22 protein-coding genes are annotated in these 23,122 nt (G+C 42.5%); 17 read left to right on the top strand and 5 right to left on the bottom strand.

Features of this window, described 5'->3' with window-relative positions:
- The first annotated feature begins 1 nt into the window (after position 1).
- The 7 genes from kaiC (at position 2) to H6G79_RS21925 (ending at position 7,168) form a co-directional block, all read left to right on the top strand.
- Complete coding sequence (kaiC, locus tag H6G79_RS21895) at positions 2 to 1,561, top strand: circadian clock protein KaiC (protein WP_190591918.1); 1,560 nt, start codon at positions 2 to 4, stop codon at positions 1,559 to 1,561.
- A 104-nt stretch (positions 1,562 to 1,665) separates the two neighbouring features.
- Entirely contained in the window at positions 1,666 to 3,957 is a 2,292-nt protein-coding gene (locus H6G79_RS21900; protein ID WP_396019813.1) for a TolC family protein, read from the top strand.
- 195 nt (positions 3,958 to 4,152) lie between these two features.
- On the top strand, positions 4,153 to 4,551 hold the full coding sequence (locus H6G79_RS21905) for a hypothetical protein (RefSeq protein ID WP_190591919.1): 399 nt from the start codon (positions 4,153 to 4,155) through the stop codon (positions 4,549 to 4,551).
- A gap of 182 nt (positions 4,552 to 4,733) precedes the next feature.
- Complete coding sequence (locus H6G79_RS21910; RefSeq protein WP_190591920.1) at positions 4,734 to 5,234, top strand: hypothetical protein; 501 nt, start codon at positions 4,734 to 4,736, stop codon at positions 5,232 to 5,234.
- 89 nt (positions 5,235 to 5,323) lie between these two features.
- Positions 5,324 to 6,103, top strand: coding sequence for a photosystem II S4 domain protein (locus H6G79_RS21915; RefSeq protein ID WP_190591921.1), 780 nt, complete (start codon positions 5,324 to 5,326; stop codon positions 6,101 to 6,103).
- A 56-nt stretch (positions 6,104 to 6,159) separates the two neighbouring features.
- Positions 6,160 to 6,435 (top strand): hypothetical protein, encoded by a 276-nt coding sequence (locus H6G79_RS36905; RefSeq protein WP_242048511.1) that lies wholly within the window; start codon positions 6,160 to 6,162, stop codon positions 6,433 to 6,435.
- Complete coding sequence (locus H6G79_RS21925) at positions 6,383 to 7,168, top strand: hypothetical protein (RefSeq protein WP_190591922.1); 786 nt, start codon at positions 6,383 to 6,385, stop codon at positions 7,166 to 7,168. The genes H6G79_RS36905 and H6G79_RS21925 overlap by 53 nt, the downstream gene beginning before the upstream one ends.
- 224 nt (positions 7,169 to 7,392) lie before the next feature.
- Here H6G79_RS21925 and psb29 read toward each other — a convergent pair whose 3' ends face one another.
- Positions 7,393 to 8,094 carry a photosystem II biogenesis protein Psp29 gene (psb29, locus tag H6G79_RS21930; RefSeq protein WP_190591923.1) on the bottom strand — a complete coding sequence of 234 codons (702 nt, stop codon included), beginning with the start codon at positions 8,092 to 8,094 and terminating at the stop codon, positions 7,393 to 7,395.
- Between the two features lie 306 nt (positions 8,095 to 8,400).
- On the opposite strand from psb29, the gene H6G79_RS21935 reads away from it, so the two are divergent.
- Complete coding sequence (locus H6G79_RS21935; protein ID WP_190591924.1) at positions 8,401 to 9,018, top strand: chromophore lyase CpcT/CpeT; 618 nt, start codon at positions 8,401 to 8,403, stop codon at positions 9,016 to 9,018.
- Positions 9,019 to 9,093: 75 nt separating this feature from the next.
- On the opposite strand, the gene H6G79_RS21940 is transcribed toward H6G79_RS21935, so the two are convergent.
- The 3 genes from H6G79_RS21940 to H6G79_RS21950 form a co-directional block, all read right to left on the bottom strand.
- Positions 9,094 to 9,462 (bottom strand): STAS domain-containing protein, encoded by a 369-nt coding sequence (locus H6G79_RS21940; protein WP_190591925.1) that lies wholly within the window; start codon positions 9,460 to 9,462, stop codon positions 9,094 to 9,096.
- Positions 9,463 to 9,861: 399 nt separating this feature from the next.
- Complete coding sequence (hemF, locus tag H6G79_RS21945; protein WP_190591926.1) at positions 9,862 to 10,905, bottom strand: oxygen-dependent coproporphyrinogen oxidase; 1,044 nt, start codon at positions 10,903 to 10,905, stop codon at positions 9,862 to 9,864.
- Positions 10,906 to 11,059: 154 nt separating this feature from the next.
- On the bottom strand, positions 11,060 to 11,260 hold the full coding sequence (locus H6G79_RS21950; RefSeq protein WP_190591927.1) for a hypothetical protein: 201 nt from the start codon (positions 11,258 to 11,260) through the stop codon (positions 11,060 to 11,062).
- Between the two features lie 89 nt (positions 11,261 to 11,349).
- Here H6G79_RS21950 and H6G79_RS21955 point away from each other — a divergent pair, with 89 nt between their 5' ends.
- The 9 genes from H6G79_RS21955 (at position 11,350) to H6G79_RS21995 (ending at position 21,187) form a co-directional block, all read left to right on the top strand.
- Complete coding sequence (locus tag H6G79_RS21955; RefSeq protein WP_190591928.1) at positions 11,350 to 11,874, top strand: SRPBCC family protein; 525 nt, start codon at positions 11,350 to 11,352, stop codon at positions 11,872 to 11,874.
- Positions 11,875 to 12,078: 204 nt separating this feature from the next.
- Positions 12,079 to 13,152: an Mrp/NBP35 family ATP-binding protein gene (locus H6G79_RS21960; protein WP_190591929.1), complete on the top strand. Its 1,074-nt coding sequence runs from the start codon at positions 12,079 to 12,081 to the stop codon at positions 13,150 to 13,152.
- A 248-nt stretch (positions 13,153 to 13,400) separates the two neighbouring features.
- On the top strand, positions 13,401 to 14,717 hold the full coding sequence (rodA, locus tag H6G79_RS21965; RefSeq protein ID WP_190591930.1) for a rod shape-determining protein RodA: 1,317 nt from the start codon (positions 13,401 to 13,403) through the stop codon (positions 14,715 to 14,717).
- A gap of 101 nt (positions 14,718 to 14,818) precedes the next feature.
- Positions 14,819 to 15,016, top strand: a complete 198-nt coding sequence (locus tag H6G79_RS21970) for an NAD(P)H dehydrogenase subunit NdhS (protein WP_190591931.1) — start codon at positions 14,819 to 14,821, stop codon at positions 15,014 to 15,016.
- 70 nt (positions 15,017 to 15,086) lie between these two features.
- Positions 15,087 to 15,743 (top strand): HAS-barrel domain-containing protein, encoded by a 657-nt coding sequence (locus H6G79_RS21975; RefSeq protein ID WP_190591932.1) that lies wholly within the window; start codon positions 15,087 to 15,089, stop codon positions 15,741 to 15,743.
- A gap of 146 nt (positions 15,744 to 15,889) precedes the next feature.
- A complete protein-coding gene (locus H6G79_RS21980) occupies positions 15,890 to 18,022 on the top strand; it encodes a cation:proton antiporter (RefSeq protein WP_190591933.1) in 2,133 nt (710 codons plus the stop codon).
- Between the two features lie 349 nt (positions 18,023 to 18,371).
- Complete coding sequence (locus H6G79_RS21985) at positions 18,372 to 19,307, top strand: UDP-glucuronic acid decarboxylase family protein (RefSeq protein ID WP_190591934.1); 936 nt, start codon at positions 18,372 to 18,374, stop codon at positions 19,305 to 19,307.
- Between the two features lie 164 nt (positions 19,308 to 19,471).
- Entirely contained in the window at positions 19,472 to 20,863 is a 1,392-nt protein-coding gene (locus tag H6G79_RS21990; RefSeq protein ID WP_190591935.1) for a UDP-glucose/GDP-mannose dehydrogenase family protein, read from the top strand.
- A 147-nt stretch (positions 20,864 to 21,010) separates the two neighbouring features.
- Positions 21,011 to 21,187, top strand: a complete 177-nt coding sequence (locus H6G79_RS21995; RefSeq protein ID WP_190591936.1) for a hypothetical protein — start codon at positions 21,011 to 21,013, stop codon at positions 21,185 to 21,187.
- Here the strand turns inward: H6G79_RS21995 and H6G79_RS22000 are convergent.
- Entirely contained in the window at positions 21,184 to 22,872 is a 1,689-nt protein-coding gene (locus H6G79_RS22000; RefSeq protein ID WP_190591937.1) for a fasciclin domain-containing protein, read from the bottom strand. The genes H6G79_RS21995 and H6G79_RS22000 overlap by 4 nt on opposite strands.
- Positions 22,873 to 23,122: the final 250 nt, after the last annotated feature.

A 23,122-nucleotide genomic window follows, 5' to 3' on the forward strand; every position in this document is an offset into this window, starting at 1 on the left:
AATGAGTGAAAACGAGCAAAAAGAGCAGAACCCGACACCAATTGGTGGTGTAGAAAAAATCCGCACAATGATCGAGGGGTTTGACGATATTAGTCATGGTGGTTTACCAGTCGGTAGAACTACCTTGGTTAGTGGCACCTCTGGTACAGGTAAAACCTTATTATCCCTTCAGTTTTTATATAACGGCATTACTTATTTTGATGAGCCTGGTGTATTTGTCACCTTTGAAGAATCGCCTAGCGACATTATCAAAAATGCTCATATTTTTGGTTGGAACTTACAACGCTTAATGGATGAAGGTAAGTTATTCATTCTCGATGCTTCACCAGATCCTGAAGGTCAAGATATTGTCGGTAATTTTGACCTTTCGGCATTAATTGAGCGACTACAATATGCTATTCGGAAATATAAAGCCAAACGTGTGTCTATTGATTCGATTACCGCCGTATTTCAACAATATGAAGCAGTGGGAGTCGTCAGACGCGAAATTTTCCGCTTGGTAGCTCGGCTGAAACAGTTGAATGTTACTACCATCATTACCACAGAACGAAGTGAAGAATATGGACCTGTGGCTTCTTTTGGAGTTGAGGAATTTGTTTCGGATAACGTGGTAATTGTGCGGAATGTACTAGAAGGAGAACGTCGGCGACGAACGACAGAAATTCTCAAGTTACGGGGTACAACCCACATGAAAGGTGAGTATCCTTTTACCATTACTAATGCTGGAGTCAACATCTTTCCTCTGGGCGCAATGCGCTTAACTCAAAGGTCTTCTAATGTCCGCGTTTCCTCTGGTGTCAAAACACTGGATGAAATGTGTGGTGGTGGTTTCTTTAAAGATTCGATTATTTTAGCCACAGGAGCAACCGGTACTGGGAAAACATTACTTGTAAGTAAATTTTTACAAGATGGTTGTGTGAATGGTGAACGTGCCATTTTATTTGCTTACGAAGAATCACGCGCTCAACTTTCACGGAATGCTTCTTCTTGGGGAATTGATTTTGAAGAATTAGAACATCAGGGGTTACTCAAAATCATTTGTACTTATCCCGAATCAACTGGTTTAGAAGATCACTTGCAAATTATTAAGTCAGAAATTGCTAACTTTAAACCAGCAAGAATAGCCATTGATTCACTTTCAGCTTTAGCCAGAGGTGTCAGTAATAACGCTTTTCGTCAGTTTGTGATTGGTGTAACTGGTTATGCCAAACAAGAAGAAATCACTGGCTTTTTTACCAATACAACTGACCAATTTATGGGTTCTCATTCTATTACTGACTCACATATTTCTACAATTACTGACACAATTTTGATGTTGCAGTACGTAGAAATTCGTGGGGAAATGTCGCGGGCAATTAACGTGTTTAAAATGCGAGGTTCCTGGCACGATAAGGGAATTCGTGAGTATAATATTACGGCTGACGGCCCAGAAATTAAAGATTCTTTCAGGAATTATGAACGGATTGTGAGTGGTGCGCCTACCCGCGTTAGCATCGACGAAAAGGCAGAACTTTCTCGCATAGTCAGAAGTTTTGAAGACAAAAGGAGTACCGATTCCTAAATTTGGTATCGTGCTATATCCCTTCTTCAATTTAGTATCGTGCTATATTCTGTGGTGAAGAAAAGGTTTCTGCCGCTAGATTGATTTTCGTGTGAGGGGATGCGGTGAAAGGACAGCAATTATTTCATAACAGACAGCAATTATTTCATACTTTCTTACCTGGCGTAACAATGGCGGTATTAACAGCCCAACCCGCCTTGGCTAACACAGTAAAAGTAAGTAACGTACAACAAAAACCTGCGCCTAGTGTTGTGACTTTAACTGAAAGTCATAACATAGTAGCAGATAACACTCAACTGCCTAAAACTGCAAACCAGATGTTTCCAGATGCAGGCTCTAATTCTGAGTCTACTGCCTTGAATGTGCCTACTTTAAATAGTCAAAGTCACCCAGGCACATCGACAGAAAATACTGGTATGACACTGGCACAAATACCTCAGAAACATCCAGTTGGTTTTGCCAATTCGACACCGACTTTGAATTTTTCTCCAAAGTCAGAGCCGCGTAATGCACGCAGAATTCAAAAACCCAAAAAATCAGCGACTGCGGCGAGAGAGAAGTTTAATCATACATCTGTCAATTCTGCTACTTTCCCAGTTTCTGCTATTCAAAAAAAACCTGTTTTCTTATCTTCGATTCAACAGTCCGCAGCATCACAGCCAAATTTAAAAACTCAGTTGCCCATAGCCCAACCAACGGTATTTAAGGGTGCAGGGGCGGCGCAATTGTTAGCAGCACGCAGTTGCTCACAAGAAATCGGGATATCGACGGCGCTATCTTTGTACTCTAGAGGTTGTGAGCAGCAAAAATTAACTGGAGAGCTAACGGCACAAAACAATACAGTTGCACCAGAACTGACGGAAGCAGCGCCAGACGCGACAACTGTGCCGAGTACTAGTGATTCTGGTGCTACGCCAGTGGAGACAGCACCAACAGCTAGTCCAACTCCTGTTGTAGAACCTGCTAATGCTCCCCAGCCCAGTAATACTAGTCCAACGCCTGTTGTAGAACCTGCCAATGCTCCCCAGCCCAGTAATGCTAGTCCAGCTGCTACTGATGCTGTCCAAGTTCCAGAAAACTTGATTCCGACGGCGAATCCTCTGCAATTTCCGACAAAAGCCGAGGAAGTGACTGTTCAAGGTAATCAACCAATTTCTTTAGAACAGGCTTTGGCGGTAGCGCGACGGAATAATCGAGAACTACAGATATCGGTATTGCAGTTAGAACGCAGTCGAGGAGCTTTACGGGAAGCCCAAGCCGCTTTGTATCCGACGTTGGATTTGAATGCGGATATTACTCGCAGTCAGTCGGCTTCTAGTCAGCTACAAGATACGTTAAACGGGCGAGCTGGGTTAAGTTCTAACAGTGATGAACCTAGCACTGGTTTCAATGGTCAGGCGCAGTTGACGTATAACATTTATACTTCGGGAAGACGGCAAGCGGCGATTAAAGAAGCTGAGGAACAGGTACGTTTCAATGAATTGGATGTGGAACGTCAGTCTGAGGAAATTCGCCTGAATGTGACTACCCAGTATTACGACTTGCAAGAAGCCGATGAGCAAGTACGGATTAACCAGTCAGCCGTAGAAAATGCTCAAGCGAGTTTGCGTGATGCGGAAGCCTTAGAGCGTGCGGGTGTTGGGACTCGCTTTGATGTTTTGCGATCGCAAGTTAACTTAGCCAATGCTCAACAAGACTTAACTAATGCAATTTCCAATCAGCTAATAGCCCGACGACAGTTAGTCACTACCCTGAGTTTGCCACAAGATATTACTATTAGTGCGGCAGATACAGTGCAGTTAGCTGGTTTGTGGAATCGGTCATTAGAAGAAAGTATTGTTTTGGCGTTTCAAAACCGTCCAGAACTACAACAGCAGTTGGCACAACGGAAAATTAGCGAACAACAGCGCCGACAAGCCTTAGCAGCGAATTTACCACAATTGAGTTTTATTGCTAACTACAACTTGTTGGATCAGTTTGACGATAGTGTCAGCATTACTGATGGTTATTCTGTTGGGGTGAGAGCAAGTTGGAACTTGTTTGATGGTGGTGCAGCACGGGCTAGAGCATCTCAAGCCAAAACCAATATTGCGATCGCAGAAACCAACTTTGCCGAGCAGCGTAACCAAATCCGCTTCCAAGTAGAACAGGCTTTTTCTACCCAACGGTCTAATTTAGACAACGTGCAAACCGCTAACACAGCCTTAGAACAAGCCAGAGAAGCTCTACGTCTGGCGCGGTTACGCTTCCAAGCTGGAGTGGGTACGCAAACTGATGTGATTAACTCCGAAACTGACTTAACAAGAGCAGAAGGTAATCGAGTCACCGCTATCTTAAATTACAACCGGGCCTTAGCTCGATTACAGCGTGCAGTTACTATTAGGTCATTTCGTTAATTAGTCAATGGTCAATGGTCAATAGTGATAGCAGGTTACAGGTGATAGAGTTAAAAGTCTTTGACTGTCATAAGTTTGATTGTTCACTGATGTCTTAACCACCTGGACTACTGTTATATCGCTGGAGTTGAAATTTTTAACTCTGGACTATTGACTCTAGACTATTGACTATGGACTATTGACTACAGACTACTCATGACTCAAGTGACATCTCAAGAAATTGCCTTATTTCGTTCTCAGTTAGCAGATGATCCTGTAGCTATGGAAGCACTGGATTTGATTGAAGACTGTGAAGGAGATTTAGAAGATGCAGCTATGACACTCGCTATCAAAGCCGGACAAGAACCAGAACAAGCAAATTCTGAATGGTTGGATGCTTTGGCGAAAAAGTGGCGGGCGGTAATTTGTGAATCAGAATTTAGAGAAGAATTGTTAAATAGCTCGATTTTAGGGATGATGGCACATCTCAAAACAATGCCCACTTTCCCTAAAATTTTGGCGACACCAGTTTTAATCTACGTCCTCAAGCAAGGTGTGAACAATTTTTGTGAACCACTGGATGGGATTAAGTTGGAAGTAGGGAGTGGGGAGTAGCACCTCGACTTCTCCTGTCGGAGACGCTGCGCGAACGCTCGGCGACCAAGGCAGAAGGCAGACAGGGAGCAGGGGGAGAAATTTTACTCAGCACTCAGCACTTCAGACTCAGCACTCAGCACTTTTTTCCTGATACCCTGTTAATTAAGGCGAACTTCTTTCAGGAAACTGTTGTTAGATCAATGAATTACCTTGTTGCTGTATTACCAGACCGTATCCAAGCTGAAGCTGCTTATTTAGCACTAGAAAAAGACAGCATCAATAGCACAATCTTAGGTAGGGGATATAAAACTGCTGACGAGTTTGGTTTGATTGATCCCAAAGAGCAAGCTAAGAAGCAAGCAAAACTGATGACATTTTGGTTAGTACCGTTTGGTTTTTTTGCTGGTTTTACCTTCAGTTTCATCACTGGGTTAAATACCTTTGCTTGGGCTGGTGAAATTGGTAATCACGTTGTTGGGGGATTACTGGGGGCTGGTAGTGGCGCTATGGGTGCTGTGTTTGTTGGTGGTGGAGTAGGTTTGATTACAGGTAGTGGAGATGCGCTACCTTATCGCAACCGCTTGGATGCTGGTAAGTATTTAATCGTGGTTCAGGGTTCGGAAACTCTGACTCGCCAAGCCACCAGAATACTACGTCAGTTTGAGCCAGAAAATATTCAAGGTTACGCTGACGCTAAATAAGGCGAAACAGGGGTGGAAGGGTGCAGGGGTGTAGGTGTGAGAAACGGGTGTAAGCTTAACCAAAGACCATTGACAATTGACTTTTAATAATGTTGCCACGAGAAGAACTTTTAAAGGGTGTAGAAAATCGAGATACTGTTGCGCGTGTGATTGATCAGGCGGAACAGGCGATCAAAACTTGGGAAGTGGTGTTGACGGATTTTTTGTCTCCGCCAGAATTAGCAGAAATTCAACGGGTTTTTAATCGATTAACTGAAGTGCAGTTATTGGCTTGGGGTGGATATCCCCAAGCTGAACGCCAACGAATTGCGATCGCTCGTGGAGAAATTCCCTTAGATCAATCACAAGTGGCTATTGTGGCTTTAGAAATTGCGGGTAATTTTTTATTCGATACCGCTAGTCACCGTGATTTTTTAGGTGCAATGTTGGGAACCGGAATTGTGCGGGAGAAGACAGGAGACATTATTGTTTTAGGCGAGCGAGGAGCGCAGGTAATCGTTGTGCCGGAAATGGCAGAATTTTTAGAGATGAATCTGCAACAAGTACGCTCAGTTCCCGTAAAAACCCAACCAATTGACATTAGCGAGTTAAAAATTCGGGAACCCAAGAAAAAAGAATTAACAACTGTAGAAGCTTCTTTAAGATTAGATGCGATCGCCAGTGCTGGTTTTGGCATGTCTCGCAGCAAAATGGTAGATTTAATCGATGGTGGCGATGTGCGCGTTAACTGGAAGGAAATTACCCAAGCTAGTTTTCAAGTCAAATCTGGTGATTTAGTTGCTATTCGCGGTAAAGGGCGTTTAGAAGTGGGCGACGTGGCGATTACTAAAAAAGACCGTTACCGTGTTCAACTGACACGATATATGTAACATAATAAACGGGTTTGAGTTTGTCTTATTGTTAGCAACCTCTGGTTTGTTCGGTAATGATTACTTGCAAAAGCCGCTTTTACATCCAAGTACCACAACATTTGACTACGGATGAACAACAGAATGCAATTGAGCAGGCATTGATTACTTGGAAACGCGATCGCATTTTACGGAATATGATAATTTGGGTTGCGATCGCCCAACGCAACAATCTGGGTTACAGTATTACTTACGGAAATATTATGCTTCCAGTGACAAAAATATACTGTCAGGTTATCTATGCTGCGTTTATCATATCAAGCTTTAATTACACCTTTAATATTCTGTTTTAGCTTATTAGGAATTAGCGCCCTGCAATTCCCTCGATTACAATTACTATTAACTAACAAACAAGATATTTCGTTAGAGGTTTTACAAAAAGATATCAAAGCTGAACATCTCCGGTTAAATTTATTAAAAGAGATACCCAGTTTTGGCTACGACAATTTGATGGCTAATTGGGTTTATCTCAATTTCTTACAGTACTTTGGTGATGATGAAGTACGAGAAAAAACAGGTTACAGTCTTAGCCCAAAATATTTTGATATTATTATTAAACATGACCCAAGATTTTTAGGAGCTTATGTCGGGCTTTCTACGAGTACTTCTTTGTATGCTGCTATGCCAGAACGCTCAATTAAATTAATGGAAGAGGGTTTACGTAGTATGACTCCCCAAGTTCCAGAAAAATCTTACTATATATGGCGTTATAAAGGTATTGATGAATTATTATTTTTAGGAAATGATCAGGCTGCACAAAATTCTTTCAGTATGGCAGCTAATTGGGCCAATAACTATTCCGATCCAGAAAGTAAATACATAACTCAAAATTCTCATCAAACAGCTTTATTTTTGAGCCAAAATCCCGATAGTAGGTACGCCAGAATTGCTACCTGGGCAATGATATTAAATAATGGAGTAGATGAAAAAACTCGCAAAAGAGTTATAAGAGAAATTGAGGCTTTGGGAGGAAAGGTAATTAGCACTCCAGAGGGTAACAAAATTGCTTTCCCTCCCAAAGATTGAAAAAAAGTATCTGAATCAATTATTCAGGATTCAGACGATCTCTGTTAAGAGGCCATTTATAAAGTAAATATTAAGTAGGGTGTGTTACAGCTATACAAGGATTTTGGAACTTAAGAGAGTCAGAATTAGCCTTAACGCACCGAGAGAGATGGTGCGTTCAGCGTTGCTATAAAGCACCCTAGAATTTAAGGTTTACTTAATAAACCATCTCTAACAATGCTTAGTTATTCGTTAGCACTAGGGGGAGTAGCTGGTGCAGTCTGTTGACGCTGTTCACGTTTTTTGCGGTCAGCTAAGAGCATATCTGCCATTACTGCTAGTGCTTGCGACATTTTCTCTAGATTAGCGCGATATAACTCCAAATCTTTGTTGAGTTTGTCTTCCGATAAATGCAACCCAGCCGCAATTGTTTTGATTGCGTCATTGCGTTGCTTGTCATCTTTTACCAAGTCTGGATCTGATTGTTCTAGTAAGGAAAATAGACCAATGGCAAACAAGCGATTGTACTTAAACTGAGAATTGTTAGCGATCGCTTGCAATTGTGATTGTAAATCAGGATCACGGTCTAAATGATTAGCCTGACTCAACCAAGCAATTAAATCATTGACTGCTAAACCTTTCGCCAAAGTTTGCAACCTTTCAGCATCCTGTCTATATCGCTGTGAGTCTTGCTCTACAGCTTGACAGATAGCCTGAAAAATTGATTCTTTGTCCCTTTCTGGTTGATAGCCTTGCATAAAGCGGTCAAAGGTTGTGACAACGCCCAAGGCATAAATTGGATTGTAACTAAAATCAACATTTACTGATAGCAGGTGCATTTCCACCATCAACTCTTCTACTACCCGACGATAGATTGTGTTGATGGGGCGGGTATGTAAGGAGTAGAAAGTTCTCTTGGTATCAGAGACAGTACGGACGTTATTCACAAAAAAAATATTAAGAATGTTAAGGGCGAAGTTATTTTATTGTCTCCCTTAAAGGCTACTTTGCCAAGTTCGGCTTTCTCATCAGAATCTTTGGTTAATTTGGTAGCATAAGGGAAATCAAAGTGATCAACGCAGAATTTACACCAAATTCTTTCAGATTGGCGAATTAATAACTCAGTTTGAGCCAGAGGGAGAATTGCTTATTTCGCGGTATACCCTCAGTGATGGCTTTGAGTTTCCTACTGAATTTATTCTGCTTCCCGAATTATTTTTGATCCAAATATTTTGAATTGTGCATCTCAATTTATGAGCCTTTCACCGCTTCTCATTACTCTGGGTAATTATATAGCTGGAGAATTTGACAATCGAGAACAAGCTTTAGCCGAACCTGCTTGGTATGTCCATTTACGGATGTGGCAAAGACCTGTGAACTTATTCACTCAAGACAGCATTACCTTGTTTGCCGAACAAGCGAATATTGTCAACTTAGACCGCCCTTATCGCCAGCGAATTATGCGGTTAATGGCAGGGAAAAATTGGGATGCACCTTTGCAAGTCCAGTACTATATGCTTAAAGATCCAAGTGCCTTAAGTGGCGCAGGTCGTAATCCTGCTTTACTCAAGACACTCACAATCGAACAATTAGATTTATTACCAGGGTGTGTGTTGACACTGACCCAGGAAGAATTAACTCCCAAAAACTATAAGTTTGTCGCTACGCAACCAACCGAGACTCGTTGCTGTTTTAATTATCAAGGCAACAATGTACAAGTTTCCTTGGGGTTTGCAGCTACAGCAGCAGAATTTTACAGCTACGACAAAGGCATTGACTCGGAAACTGGCAAAGCAACTTGGGGAGCGATTTTAGGGCCTTATCGCTACACTAAACGGGAACAGTATTCTCTTGATGGTGCTGAGTGCTGAGTAAAAAGCCTAACTGTTAGCCTTGAGCAGTTTTCTCACAGGTTGTTAGTGCCGTTATTCATACTCAGCACTTAATTAACTGGCAATACTCCGAGGAACACCTTCTAAGGCTTCCTCTTCTGTTTCAAAAATTTCAAATACTGTGTCCATCATCGTAACTTCAAACACGAGTTTGGCTTCTGGGTGTACGTTGCAAATGCGGAAACTGCCTTTGACTTTATCCGCATCGCGCATCCCAGCTACCAAAGAGGTGAGGCCAGAACTATCAATAAAATTTACTTGCCCAAGATTCACCACGACATGGCGACTCAACTTAGAAATACATTCCTGCAACTTTAAGCGAAACTGCCAAGCTGTGGTGATATCCAGACGACCAGCTGGTGCTAAAACTATGACGGTGTTACCGTCCTGGGTGGTATAGGTTGTTTGATCTATTTTTATCACTAAAAATCCCCGTGGCACTCATTTTCAAATTGACTATTGCTGGATTGAGCCTGAGATTGGTGAGTCAAACAACTTACTTTTTTGGTAATTCTGACTTTCGGAGGCACGAAAGCTTGACAGAAACTTGGTAAATTAGTTGACTCACCGCTTAAGAGGACTATCCAGTGCTGACACTTGAGATAAACAAGTTATAGCTAAAATAGTCACCTATTTACTAGGTGCTTACCTTTAGTAGTGTAACTCACTAAAAAAGTGCTGAGTACTAATGAAAGTGCTGAGTTGAAAGCTCTGAGTGCCAAGTAACGAATATGCAAAATTTTATATTCCTATACAACGCACCCAATACTGAACTTTCTCGGCAGATAAATTTCACTTGGGGGGATTATATTGTATGTGATCTTAGGGGGTTGCTGTCCAATTGATCCAATCTTGCGGCTTGAGGAAAGTATTATACAATTCGGCTTCGGGGGAATTGGGTTCTGGCTGATAACCATATTCCCAGCGTACTAAGGGCGGTAAGGACATGAGAATGGATTCGGTGCGGCCGTTGGTTTGGAGTCCAAAAATGGTGCCACGGTCGTAAACCAAGTTAAATTCCACGTAGCGGCCGCGTCGGTAGAGTTGGAAGTTGCGCTCGCGATCGCCATATTCTATTTCATGTCGCCGTTCTACAATTGGTACGTAAGCTGGTAAAAAAGCTCTTCCACTGCTATTGATAAAAGCAAATAAATCTTCCCAAGTCCGTTGCCCTACTACTCCTACTTGGTCGCTGTAATTTGCTGCTGGGCCTTGGGGGTTGGGGCCGCGATATAAAGTACCTTGACCATCTTGATAATCAAAGAACAAACCGCCAACACCCCGTGTCTCGTTGCGATGTTTGAGATAAAAATACTCATCACACCACAGCTTAAATACTGGGTAATATTCGGCGTGGTGTTCGTCACAAGCCTGTTTCACAGTTTTGTGGAAATGGGCTGCATCTTCGGCGAAGGGGTAATAAGGTGTTAAGTCAGCACCACCACCAAACCACCAAACGGGGCCAGCTTCAAAATAACGGTAGTTTAAGTGAACTGTGGGGACATAAGGGTTGCGTGGATGTAACACCAAAGAAGTACCTGTAGCATAAAATTGGTGTCCTTCCGCTTCTGGACGTTGGGCTAAAATCGAGGGCGGCAGGTGAGAACCCCAAACTTCAGAAAAATTTACACCTGCTTGTTCAAAAATTCTGCCCTCACGCAGTACACGCGATCGCCCACCACCACCCTCTGGACGTTCCCAAGCATCTTCTTGAAACTTACCCACACCATCTAACTCGGTCAACGCTTGGGTAATTTCGTCTTGCAGCTGTTTCATAAACTGACTCACCCTCGCCTTAGCATCCGTTGGCGGCAAGAACTTGGATGAGGCTGCTTTTACTGTTGGGGTGTGCGAATTAGTCAACATAGAGATTCCCGAACCTTAATTACAATTGCCAAAAACCCAGAAATTTTCCGTTAAAAATTGGTAGACAATAAGAACTGTTTTTTTAGCTCGACTTACTCAAACTACTTTTTTCTTAGTTGTCACACTTTTAAACGATTGATGTGTATGACTAGAGTTATTTTCCCTCAAATGCGTATAGGCTTGTATATTGACTCAGTTTTTTTTGTACTTCTTGATGGGAACATTCTGGTGTTAGCTCAACTTCTGGCAAGTTAGTATATGCCGTACTGATGATGGTGATGCTCTGCAAGCCTCGGTTTCCAGCCTTAGCAACCTTGTTATCATCTGTGACTAATTGGTACTTGCTATGCCGCAACCAATATTGAGAAATGTTAAGTCAGGGCAATTATGATTGCTCACCAGACCAGAGTTACCAGCAAGTCTGTAGCGAGGAGGATAAGGCAAATGCGAGGTTGGTTATCAAAATTCATCCACCGCAAACGTCGGCGCTTTTGTGCGTCTTTAGTCAGGACGTATCGAGAGATTAGTGACGCTTCTGTAGATGAACTGTGGCAAAAAGTAGTTGACTTAACCGATGTATCCTGGCATCCCCTACTCAAAAGTACGAATGTCCCCTACGGATTAGTCCCCAAACCCGGATTAATTTACCAAGCAGTCACTCGCGTTTCGCCCTTTCCTATCCGCATCTTTGTAGAACGAGTCAATCCCAGAGAACTGTTGAGTGTGAGAGTGCTGGCAATTCCTGGCGTGGAAGAGAGAATTACTTATCAAGTGGAATCTACGGTGTGTGGAACTTGTTTGTCTTATTCTGTCACCCTCAAAGGCTGGCTCTCTCCCCTGATTTGGTCATTTTCTCGCCCCTATGCCGATCGGGTGGCACGTTCTTTAGTTGAAGCCGTAGAAAATGCCGCAGTGCAAGCGGTATCTAGTAAGAAAAAACCTTTGAATGATGGTTGTTTTGATTTTTAGAAATGAGGGAGTGGGGAGTGGTGAGTTGGGAGTAGGGGTTGGAGGTTAGAAGCCAAAGCCGAAATTTGGTACGGCGAAAATTATTTTTTCATCTTTGACTCCCACTCCCCACTCCCTATTCCCCACTCCCCAACAAAGTTAAGATTCTATTAGGTAAGAATAAAAATTTCTTAAATTTTTTACGGCGGTAATGCTGAAAACACTATGTACGATGTCCTTGATTCCCGTTCTGTCTTAGAAGTATTGCGGCCTGTGCAAGACCCAGAACTCCGTAAGAGTCTGGTAGAACTGAATATGATTCGCAACGTTAACATTGACGGTGGCAAGGTGAGCTTTACTTTGGTTTTGACCACACCAGCCTGTCCTTTGCGTGAATTTATTGTCGAAGATTGTGAAAAAGCTGTTAAAAAACTTCCAGGCGTGACGGAAGTCAAGGTAGAAGTCACAGCCGAAACACCCCAGCAAAAAAATGTCCCCGATCGCAATGGGGTGCCTGGGATCAAAAATATTTTGGCAGTTTCCAGTGGTAAAGGTGGTGTCGGTAAAAGCACAGTGGCGGTGAATGTCGCCGTCGCCCTTGCCCAAACAGGTGCGAAAGTTGGTTTGCTGGATGCTGATATTTACGGCCCCAACGATCCCACCATGTTGGGGCTAGGAGATGCTCAAATTACCGTCCGTTCCACAGACAAAGGTGAAGTGTTAGAACCCGCCTTTAATCACGGAGTCAAATTAGTCTCAATGGGCTTTTTGATTGACAAAGACCAGCCGGTGATTTGGCGGGGGCCGATGCTGAATGGTGTGATTCGCCAGTTTCTTTATCAAGTGGAATGGGGCGAACTAGATTATTTAATTGTGGATATGCCACCGGGAACGGGTGATGCTCAGTTAACTTTAGCCCAAGCTGTACCAATGGCGGGATCTGTAATTGTGACTACACCACAAACTGTCGCTTTATTAGATGCTCGGAAAGGATTACGGATGTTTCAGCAAATGAACGTCCCGGTTTTGGGAATAGTAGAAAACATGAGTTACTTTATTCCCCCGGATATGCCAGATAAACAGTACGATATTTTCGGTTCTGGTGGTGGTGAAAAAACTGCTACAGAATTGGGAGTGCCTTTATTGGGCTGCGTCCCCTTGGAAATTTCTACTAGAGTTGGTGGTGACAGTGGTGTGCCGATTGTGGTGTCTCAACCAGATTCGGCTTCGGCTAAAGCCTTAAAAGCGATCGCCCTGACTATCGCCGGTAAAGTATCAGTTGCTGCGCTGACGGCATAAATTTTTAATTTTGTCTGATTCCTGGGCAATTGCCTAGGAATACAGATTATGAATTGAGAATTTAGAAGTTAAAATTCAGAAGTCAGAATTTCTCATTGTTTAAGTATGCGGAATTATAGTGAAAAAGTATTTTGGTTTGTGAAATAAATTCACAGGTTTGTCAACTCCTCCTGAATTTTACTTACTGTCTCCTAAATTCTTTTACTCAGTAAATTTAACTCTCCAAATTAAATTCTAAAATCACAACAATGTTGTTAAAACGTTCGCTTCCCAAAGTTCGCTGGAAGTCTTGGGTTAAACCTTGGCAACAAGTAGATTGGTTATTATTTTTTTTACCTGTGGCAGCCAGTATGTTTGGCGGTCTGATGATTCTTAGTACAGAACTCAAACAGCCTGTTACAGATTGGTGGTGGCATTGGTTGGTAGCGGGAATTGGCTCTTTTATCGCGTTGTTTTTAGCCCGCATCCGCTACGAAAATCTACTCCAGTGGCATTGGATTACTTATGGTCTGACTAACTTGAGTTTGATTGCGGTGATGGTGGCTGGTACGAGTGCGAAAGGCGCACAACGCTGGATTAGCGTCGCGGGTTTTAATGTCCAACCATCGGAATTTGCCAAAATCGGCATTATTATTACCCTCGCCGCCTTATTACACAAGCGGACAGCTTCTTCCCTAGATAACGTCTTTCGCGCCTTGGCGATTACTGCCGTTCCTTGGGCATTAATCTTTTTACAACCAGATTTGGCGACATCCTTGGTATTTGGAGCGATCGTTTTAGGGATGTTGTATTGGGCTAATGCCAATCCTGGCTGGCTGATCTTGTTCATTTCTCCAGTCATTTCCGCAATTTTGTTTAGTATTTACTGGCCTTTATCGGAGCCAATTATCTTATTTAAAGAATTAGCTTTAGGGCCTTTAGGGGTAGTTTGGTCATTTGCAATGGCAATTGTAGGCTGGCAAACACTTCCTTGGCGAAGATTTGGTCTGGGTGCGCTTGGCTCTTGGATTTTGAATATTTGCGGTGGTGAACTCGGTGTTTTTGCTTGGAATCATGTTTTAAAAGAGTATCAAAAAGACCGCCTCACCGTATTTATTAATCCCGATCATGATCCTTTGGGCGCAGGCTATCACCTGATTCAATCACGGATTGCCATTGGTGCGGGTGAAATTTGGGGATGGGGCTTGTTTAAAGGGCCGATGACTCAACTTAATTTCGTCCCGGAACAGCATACAGACTTTATTTTCTCTGCCGTGGGTGAAGAATTTGGGTTTGTGGGTTGTTTAGTAGTACTGTTTGTCTTTTGCTTGATTTGCTTCCGGTTGCTGCACGTAGCCCAAACCGCCAAAGATAACTTTGGTTCCTTATTGGCGATCGGTGTGTTGTCGATGATTGTATTTCAGCTGATTGTCAATGTGGGGATGACCGTTGGTTTAGCACCTGTCGCTGGGATTCCCCTACCGTGGATGAGTTATGGACGTTCTGCAATGCTGACTAATTTCATCGCTTTAGGAATAGTAGAATCGGTGGCAAATTTCCGACAAAAGCAGAAGTATTATTTATGAGTCATTGGTCATGAGTCAATAGTTGGAATGCAAAGGACAAATGACCAATGACAAAGGACAAGTATTAAGCTATTAACAGTAAACCAGCGAGGGTAAACATCATGATTCTGCCTGGAGCAACTGTTCGTGTTAAAAATCCCGCAGATACCTACTATCGCTATGAAGGACTCGTACAACGGGTAAGTGATGGCAAGGTAGCTGTATTGTTTGAAGGTGGCAATTGGGATAAATTAATTACCTTTCGCCTGTCAGAGTTGGAACCTGTAGACACCACAGCAGGACGCAAAAAAGCAAAATAAGCTTTTAGTCAATAGTCAACAAGCCTTGGACTATTGACTTTTTACTCAGCACTCAGCACTCAGCACTATCATGCGTCTTCCTCTACCACAATTTGCGACAAGCGATCGCCACCCCAGCCACATTGCGGAGGTGATTGAGACTAATACTACTGAATTTCTGGCACAATGCTTGGAACCAGAGGATTTAAGCTTTCCGGCTATGCCACCTTTTGGTAGTTGGGTTTGTGCTGTAGATGAAGAGTCTGGAAATCAAGTTTATGCTGTGGTTTCTTATGCCACAACTATGCCGATAGATTCTGTGCACCGGGCTGTGGCGATGGGTTTGTCATTGCAGGAATTACGAGAAGAACAACCCCAGATATTTGCTATGCTCAAAACGGAATTTCGGGCGGCGATTGTTGGTTTTTCACCGCCTACCCAAAATTCCGCAGCAACTCCCCGGATATATCAGTATTTACCACCGCGCCCACCGCAAATTCACCAAGCGGTTTATCGCTGCGAAGCGGAAGCAATTATTAAATTTACAGAAGAATTAGATTTTTTACGGACATTATTGTCTGTAAATGGTGCGCCAGTTGAGTCTTTAACCGCCGCAGCTATTCGAGATGTTTATCAGTTACGCAAAGCTGACAGAGAATGGCTGGTGAAAGCGGGACGAATGCTGAGTGTATTGTTAAAAGATGATTATGACCGCTTACGGTTTATTTTGAGTCAAATACACCCATAGGTAGTTATTTTATGAAAAATTACTTAAGTAATCTCAAATAAACTGTTTTGTCATTTATCAGGGTGGCTTTTATAATGATTTGTTTTGATTGTGCGATCGCCTAACAAGCGATCGTTGTTTTACCGTCGCTACTTGAAGTCCTACCTATGGAACCAGTCTTATCAGTTCTGGCGCTAGAACCTAACTTCCATCTGGGTCAGGAACCAATCGTTCCTTTGGCAATTTTACTATTGGTGATTTTAGCTGTACCCATTTTGTTTGAGCGCCTCAGAATACCAGGGTTAGTTGGTTTAGTTGGTTCTGGAGTTGTACTTGGCCCGTCAGGTTGGAATTTAGTTCACACTGATGACTCCATCATTCACCTACTATCTGACATTGGCTTAATCTATTTGATGTTTTTGGTAGGTTTAGAACAAGACTTGCGCCAATTACAGCATAGTCAAAAACAAGCTTGGAAATTTGCTGGGTTCACTTTGATTATCCCTTTACTGATGGGAATCTTAGTCGGGAAGATATGCGGCTGGGGGTCGAATACATCTCTATTCATCGGCTGTTTATTTAGTTCTTATACCCTTTTGGCACATCCCATTCTCAGCAGCTTGGGAGTGGTTAATAATCAAGCCGTTAGCACCTCAATTAAAGCAACGATATTAACTGATATTGGTGCTGTTTTGATATTATCAATTTTCTTATCTAGCCAACCCACAGAGACATTCAGTTTATCTTACATCCTCACATATTTAGGTCGGTTAATTATTTATACAACAATTGTTTGGGTGGGTTGTGATTGGGCTGGACAAGAATTTTTCCGTCGTTCTGGAGACGATGAAGGTAATAAATTTTTATTTGTCTTGCTATCAGTATTTATTGCCCTCATCAGTTGTCAATTACTGGGAATTGCAAAAATTGTTGGAGCCTTTTTAGCAGGTTTGGCAGTGAATACAGTAGTTGGTGACAATCCCACTAAAGAAAAAATTACTTTTTTGGGTAGTGTTTTATTTATTCCGGTATTTTTTGTTAACCTTGGTGTTTTGATTAATTTGCCTGCTGGCAGCAACCGAGTTACAGTTTTAGAGTTAATTTTGTTAGGTTTTGTTAGTGTAATTGTTAGTAAATTTGTAGCGGCGTTGTTAGCAAAACTTTGCGATCGCTATAACTGGCAAGAAATGTTTACTATGTGGTCGATATCCTTACCCCAAGTCAGTATTACCTTAGTGGGGACTTTTTTAGGGTATCGTGCTGGCTGGCTCTCTACAGAAGTATTTTTCAGCATAGTGGCGTTAGTATTGATCACATCAACTTTAGGGATTGTACTTACAGATCACCTAGCTGTGGCTTTAACACCTACACCCCAGCCAGAAACACTCACAGTAAATTTACCTGAAGCCAAAATCGTTAAAAAACCTAGTATTTTCACCATAGTTGTACCAATATATAATCCTCATACGCAGCAGTACTTAATGGAAATGGCGGCGCTATTAGCCCACTTAGAAAAAAGTAAAATTATCCCGTTACATATTGCCACGGCTGCGGCGCAGATGGATGCACCACAACTAGAAGCATCTCTGCAAAAAAGTGAACGTTTATTAGCCAAAGCCACTGAGCAGAGTTTGGGCTGGGAAATTGAAACAGTACCACTACTGCGGATTGATAATGCTTATGGAGCGGGAATTAGCCGAGCCGCAAGAGAGCAGCAAGCCAGTTTAATTGTTATGGGTTGGGGTAAACGGACTGGTTTGCGATCGCGTTTATTTGGTAATGTGACTGATAGTGTATTGTGGGCTTCCCACTGTGCGGTAGCGGTCACATGTCTGGTAGAATCCCCCCAAAAAATTCAGCGCATTCTCGTTCCATTAGAAAATTTAACTTCGCCTGTATTGCCTGCTGTCAAGTTTGCCCAAACGTTGGCCGAGGCTAATCAAGCCCAAGTCACAGTTTTAAATGTGTGCGATCGCCGCATCAGTTCTAGTAAAATTGCCGCTAGGCGATCGCAACTAACAGTTTTAGTCTCCCAATTAGCCCTGCCAAATCCCCCAGAAATTCAAATGATTGCTCATGAAAATATTGCCCAGGCAATTTTACAGGCAGCCAGATTGTATGATTTGGTGGTATTACCTTTTGTCCGTAACTATTATATCCCTGGCGGCTTGGTCACGAGTGATCTAACGACTCAAATCGTCAAGCACCTGACTTGCTCGATTGTCATCCTGAAAGCCTCTGAAAATACCCAAGTCACAAACATATCTAAAACCATTGCTAACAAGAGTTTTATGATTTAAGACATTTCCCTAATCCATCACTTGCAGTCGGCAATTTTGTAACTTCAGATAGATGAAAAGCTATTACTGATTATAATTTTGGTTTTACAAGCAGCTAAATTTTGTTGAAGATTTCATGAATTCTCCGGTAAAAATGCTCAAGCCTTCAGTGATGTTTGCTATTTTGCTAGAAGAATTGTCCAGCAAGTAAGTATTCATGTAACAAAATTGCATACATAACAAAGTTAGTCACTCATAAAATACATTACTAAAATTTAGCTGTGTTCGCCCTGCATTTTTGTATCTCGGCTGGGTATTCTAAAAACAAGCTAAACAGCCACTACTAGTATCTGTAAATATCAGGAAAACTATGAGAATTTTGGTGACGGGCGGCGCTGGTTTCATTGGCTCCCATCTCATTGATCGATTAATACCCCAAGGGCATGAAGTAATCTGCTTGGATAATTTTTATACAGGTACTAAGCGAAATATCTTCAAATGGATGGGACACCCAAACTTTGAGTTGATCCGCCACGATATTACTGAGCCAATTCGTTTAGAAGTCGACCAAATCTATCATTTAGCTTGTCCAGCTTCGCCAGTACATTATCAGTACAACCCAGTGAAAACCGTTAAGACTAACGTTATGGGAACGCTGAATATGTTGGGGTTAGCTAAACGTGTAAAAGCTAGATTTTTGTTAGCTTCGACTAGCGAAGTTTACGGTGATCCAGAAGTTCATCCCCAAACTGAAGACTACAGAGGTAATGTTAATCCCATTGGCTTGCGTTCTTGTTACGACGAAGGTAAAAGAATTGCGGAAACTTTAGCATTTGACTACTACAGACAAAATAAAGTTGAAATTCGCGTAGCCCGAATATTTAACACCTACGGGCCACGGATGTTGGAAAATGATGGGCGGGTAGTCAGCAACTTGGTAGTTCAAGCACTACGGGGTATTCCCTTAACTGTGTATGGTGAAGGTACACAAACACGTAGTTTTTGTTACGTGTCTGACCTAGTAGAAGGACTGATGCGGTTGATGAATTGTGAATTTACTGGCCCCATCAATTTAGGTAATCCTGACGAATACACAATCCTGGAATTGGCTCAGGCTGTGCAGAATTTGGTGAATCCCGATGCCGAGATTAAATTTGAACCACTACCCTCAGATGATCCTCGCCGCCGTCGCCCTGATATTAGCAGAGCAAAAACTTGGTTAAATTGGGAACCTACCATTCCTCTGCAAGAGGGGTTAAAACTGACAGTAGAGGATTTCCGCGATCGCCTAAAAAGTGATACTTAGGATTTAAGCTTCCCCGCAGTGGATCAAACTGCTCTGAATCAGAGTACAAGCTAGGTTGAATTCATAGCTTGTACTTGAATCATTAGTTCATCAACGGCGTGTAAATGTCGTATGGACAACTTCATTTTTGAAGAATCACCCCAAGAAAGCGAGGAGTTAATAAGATGCGTGTTTGCGTAATTGGTACTGGATACGTTGGTTTAGTTACAGGTGCTTGCTTGGCTCACATTGGCCATGATGTAGTTTGCATCGATAACAACGAAGAAAAAGTCAAATTGATGAAGTCTGGGCAATCACCAATTTTCGAGCCAGGACTCTCGGAAATTATGCAATCTGCCATTCAATCAGGCAATATTCAGTTTTCCTCCGATCTCGCGGCTGGTGTCGCCCACGGTGAAATTCTGTTTATTGCAGTGGGTACACCACCTCTACCCACTGGTGAAAGTGATACCCGTTATGTTGAAGCTGTAGCCCGTGGAATTGGTGCTAATCTCAATGGCGGTTATAAAGTCATCGTCAACAAATCTACAGTCCCCATTGGTTCTGGTGACTGGGTAAGAATGATTGTTTTAGATGGCATTGCAGAACGCCAAAAATCACTGGTACCAGCAGGTGGTGTGCCTAGCGATGACAAATTGCCAGAACTGGCTGCACATTTTGATGTAGTCAGCAACCCAGAGTTTTTGCGTGAAGGTTCAGCAGTATACGATACCTTTAACCCCGATCGCATTGTTTTAGGCGGCAATAGCTCAAAAGCGGTCGCTATGATGCAAGAACTTTATGCCCCCATTGTCGAGCGCAAGTTTGCTGCTGACCAATCTTTACCACCTGTACCTGTACTAGTTACAGACCTCAGTTCAGCAGAGATGATTAAATACGCTGCTAATGCTTTCTTGGCTACCAAGATTAGTTTTATTAACGAAGTTGCTAACATTTGCGATCGCGTTGGTGCTGATGTGACTCAAGTAGCTAAAGGCATTGGTTTAGACTCCCGCATCGGTAACAAATTCTTACAAGCCGGCATTGGCTGGGGTGGTTCCTGCTTCCCCAAAGATGTTTCCGCTTTGATTCACACTGCTGATGATTATGGTTACGAAGCTCAACTACTCAAATCAGCCGTCAGCGTTAACGAACGTCAGCGTTTGATTGCTTTGGAAAAACTTCAGCAAGTTCTAAAAATCCTCAAAGGTAAAACAGTCGGCTTGCTTGGTTTAACCTTCAAACCCGATACCGACGACTTGCGCGATGCACCCGCCCTCAACTTAATTGAGCAACTCAACCGCTTAGGAGCCAAAGTTAAAGCTTACGACCCCATTATTTCTCAAACCGGGATGCGTCATGGGTTGTCTGGCGTTTTGGTAGAAACTGATGCCGAAAGACTCGCCGATGGTTGTGATGCTTTGGTTCTCGTAACCGAATGGCAACAATTCAGCCAGCTAGATTATGCCAAAATGGCACAACTGATGAACAACCCTGTCGTGATTGATGGTCGTAACTTCCTCGACCCTGAAACAATGGTAAGAGCAGGTTTCCAATACGTTGGTATCGGTAGATAATTCTCCAAATGTAGGGTAGGCAATGCTAATGACGTAAGAATTAGAGTTTACACTAATCTTGAGCATTGCCCGCCTGACAAAACTTGCAATTGATATGATCTATTCCCCATCCCTTCTCCAACGCGGAGAGGGGAATTTTAATGTCTGATGCACCTAAAATTGCGGAAAATAGCAAAAGCGATCGCCATCATTAACCCCAAGACAGGGATAATTATCCTCATGCTACAATTACAATCATCCGCTTTGGAAGAGCAAGCGATCGCCCATCCGCAAAGACAAACGATCGCCATCTGTTTTAAACCTCAATACACCGTATTGAATTAAAAGTTGTAACCAATACCGAAGAGTAAACCAACATCAGTCTGATCTAAAAAAGCAGCATTGACAGTACCATTTAGGGTAAAGCGATCGCCTAACGGTACATCCACACCACCAGTTAACAACAGTCCAACATCAGCATCATTGCTAGTTTCGATAGCGACACCAGCACCAACAAAAGGTGAAACAGGAAAACGTTGCTCACCTGTGGGATTAACAGAACGAGGTAAAAAGTCAAAGGTTACAGGTACTAAAACCACAGTGTCATCACCAAAGACGGCGGAAGGACGTACAGAAATATAGTTAGTTAGCCCGACTTTACTAATTACGGCAATATTTCCTTCACTTAAAGCGGAGTCTCCACCCAAACCGATGTTACCAGCAACACCAATATAACTAGAACCGCCACGGGTAGCTCTACCAGCCTCAATATCCGTAGTTGTGCTTCCAGGAGTAGTTTGATTGTTGTCTGGTGGTTGTTGACTCACATTCAAGTTGGGTGGAATTAGAACTTCATTAATAACGTGAATCACACCATTACTAGCTTGAACATTCGCTTGAATCACTCGTGCATCGTTGACAGCGATTTGATTATTTGCACTGTCCACCTTGATATTTACAGACTGATCCTCAGCCGTTCTCAATTCGCCTGGTGTCAGTTGACTAGAAGTTAATGAGCCAGGAACCACATGATATCTGAGAATTTTCACTAACACTTCTCTATTTTCTGGCCGTTGTAGCTGTTCAATAGTACCAGCAGGCAAAGCAGCAAACGCCTGATCTGTAGGCGCAAACACTGTATAAGGGCCTGGTTGTTGTAGAGTTTCAGCTAAACCTGCTGTCCGTAATAAAGTTGTTAAGGTAGTAAAAGAATTATTAGATGCGGCGACGGAAACAATATCGTTACCAGTTTGAGTATTACCAGTATTGCCAGCCACTATATAATTAGCAGCCGTCACATTACTAGCCAGAGGTTGGGCTTGTCCTTGTCTAACCAAGGCTTGATACAACAAACTTGCAGCTTCAGCACGAGTTAAAGGAACTTGGGGATTAAGTTGTTTAACATCGGGATAATTGACAACAATGTTAGCTTGAGTCGCCGCAGCTACAGTGTTGACTGCATAGTTAGGAACTGTTGAAGCATCTGTATAGTAAGTGGTGAGAACATCAGAAGCATTGCCGCTAGTATTTAAATTTAAACCACTAGACAAAGCTGCGATCGCCTGAACTTTGGGAATTTGCAAATTAGGGCGAAACTCATTACCAGGATATCCCGTCATAAACCCAGTTTCGTAAGCTTCTTGAATTGACGGAGCCGCCCAATAGCCAGCAGGTACATCTGTAAACCCACCCGCACTAATTTGCCGAACTGGATTTTGATTAAAAGCTTTTTGAATCATTGTTGCAAATTCGGCACGAGTTACAGCTTGATTCGGCCTAAATGAACCATCTGGAAATCCCGAAATGACATTTCTGGCTGCTAACGCTTGAATAAAAGGAGTTGCCCAGTAATCTGTACTCACATCAGAAAAATTACTAGCAGCAGTTGGAGAAGGTGTCACCGATGGCGCAGGTGTCACCGATGGCTCTGTTGTTTGTGCCGAAACTACTATGGGGTTAAATGCCGCCGTTGCTACTCCTAAAACCACCAAAGTTGTTTGTGCTAATGACCAACCAAGTAAACTACCCATGAAAATTTCCTCCAAAACAAAGTAGAAATATGAAAAATTCAAATATTCCCAGACATGACAAATTCACCCAACATGAAAAACCACAGGCTTTTCATACTAGGAAGCTCATTGCCGTTCATGAGCTAAAACAATACTTCCTTTAAGTAATTCAGTAATCTTCCTGCTGCATGATATTTAGTAATATTAGAAGTAACAAATCGCTGCTACATCTATAGTTAATATTTCCAAAAATTACTAAATTTCAACAACT

Source organism: Anabaena sp. FACHB-83 (genome assembly GCF_014697485.1).
In the GTDB taxonomy this organism is placed as follows: Bacteria; Cyanobacteriota; Cyanobacteriia; order Cyanobacteriales; family Nostocaceae; genus Nostoc_B.

Bases quoted from the DNA above. Each gene is read 5' to 3' on its own strand.
- H6G79_RS21990 (WP_190591935.1), top strand. From the start codon at position 19,472: ATGCGTGTTTGCGTAATTGGTACTGGATACGTTGGTTTAGTTACAGGT.
- H6G79_RS22000 (WP_190591937.1), bottom strand. From the start codon at position 22,872: ATGGGTAGTTTACTTGGTTGGTCATTAGCACAAACAACTTTGGTGGTT.
- H6G79_RS21980 (WP_190591933.1), top strand. From the start codon at position 15,890: ATGGAACCAGTCTTATCAGTTCTGGCGCTAGAACCTAACTTCCATCTG.
- H6G79_RS21985 (WP_190591934.1), top strand. From the start codon at position 18,372: ATGAGAATTTTGGTGACGGGCGGCGCTGGTTTCATTGGCTCCCATCTC.
- H6G79_RS21915 (WP_190591921.1), top strand. From the start codon at position 5,324: ATGTTGCCACGAGAAGAACTTTTAAAGGGTGTAGAAAATCGAGATACT.
- H6G79_RS21960 (WP_190591929.1), top strand. From the start codon at position 12,079: ATGTACGATGTCCTTGATTCCCGTTCTGTCTTAGAAGTATTGCGGCCT.
- H6G79_RS21955 (WP_190591928.1), top strand. From the start codon at position 11,350: ATGCGAGGTTGGTTATCAAAATTCATCCACCGCAAACGTCGGCGCTTT.
- H6G79_RS21970 (WP_190591931.1), top strand. From the start codon at position 14,819: ATGATTCTGCCTGGAGCAACTGTTCGTGTTAAAAATCCCGCAGATACC.
- H6G79_RS21995 (WP_190591936.1), top strand. From the start codon at position 21,011: ATGCACCTAAAATTGCGGAAAATAGCAAAAGCGATCGCCATCATTAAC.
- hemF (WP_190591926.1), bottom strand. From the start codon at position 10,905: ATGTTGACTAATTCGCACACCCCAACAGTAAAAGCAGCCTCATCCAAG.
- H6G79_RS21935 (WP_190591924.1), top strand. From the start codon at position 8,401: ATGAGCCTTTCACCGCTTCTCATTACTCTGGGTAATTATATAGCTGGA.
- H6G79_RS21925 (WP_190591922.1), top strand. From the start codon at position 6,383: ATGCTGCGTTTATCATATCAAGCTTTAATTACACCTTTAATATTCTGT.
- H6G79_RS21975 (WP_190591932.1), top strand. From the start codon at position 15,087: ATGCGTCTTCCTCTACCACAATTTGCGACAAGCGATCGCCACCCCAGC.
- H6G79_RS36905 (WP_242048511.1), top strand. From the start codon at position 6,160: ATGATTACTTGCAAAAGCCGCTTTTACATCCAAGTACCACAACATTTG.
- H6G79_RS21910 (WP_190591920.1), top strand. From the start codon at position 4,734: ATGAATTACCTTGTTGCTGTATTACCAGACCGTATCCAAGCTGAAGCT.
- rodA (WP_190591930.1), top strand. From the start codon at position 13,401: ATGTTGTTAAAACGTTCGCTTCCCAAAGTTCGCTGGAAGTCTTGGGTT.
- H6G79_RS21905 (WP_190591919.1), top strand. From the start codon at position 4,153: ATGACTCAAGTGACATCTCAAGAAATTGCCTTATTTCGTTCTCAGTTA.
- kaiC (WP_190591918.1), top strand. From the start codon at position 2: ATGAGTGAAAACGAGCAAAAAGAGCAGAACCCGACACCAATTGGTGGT.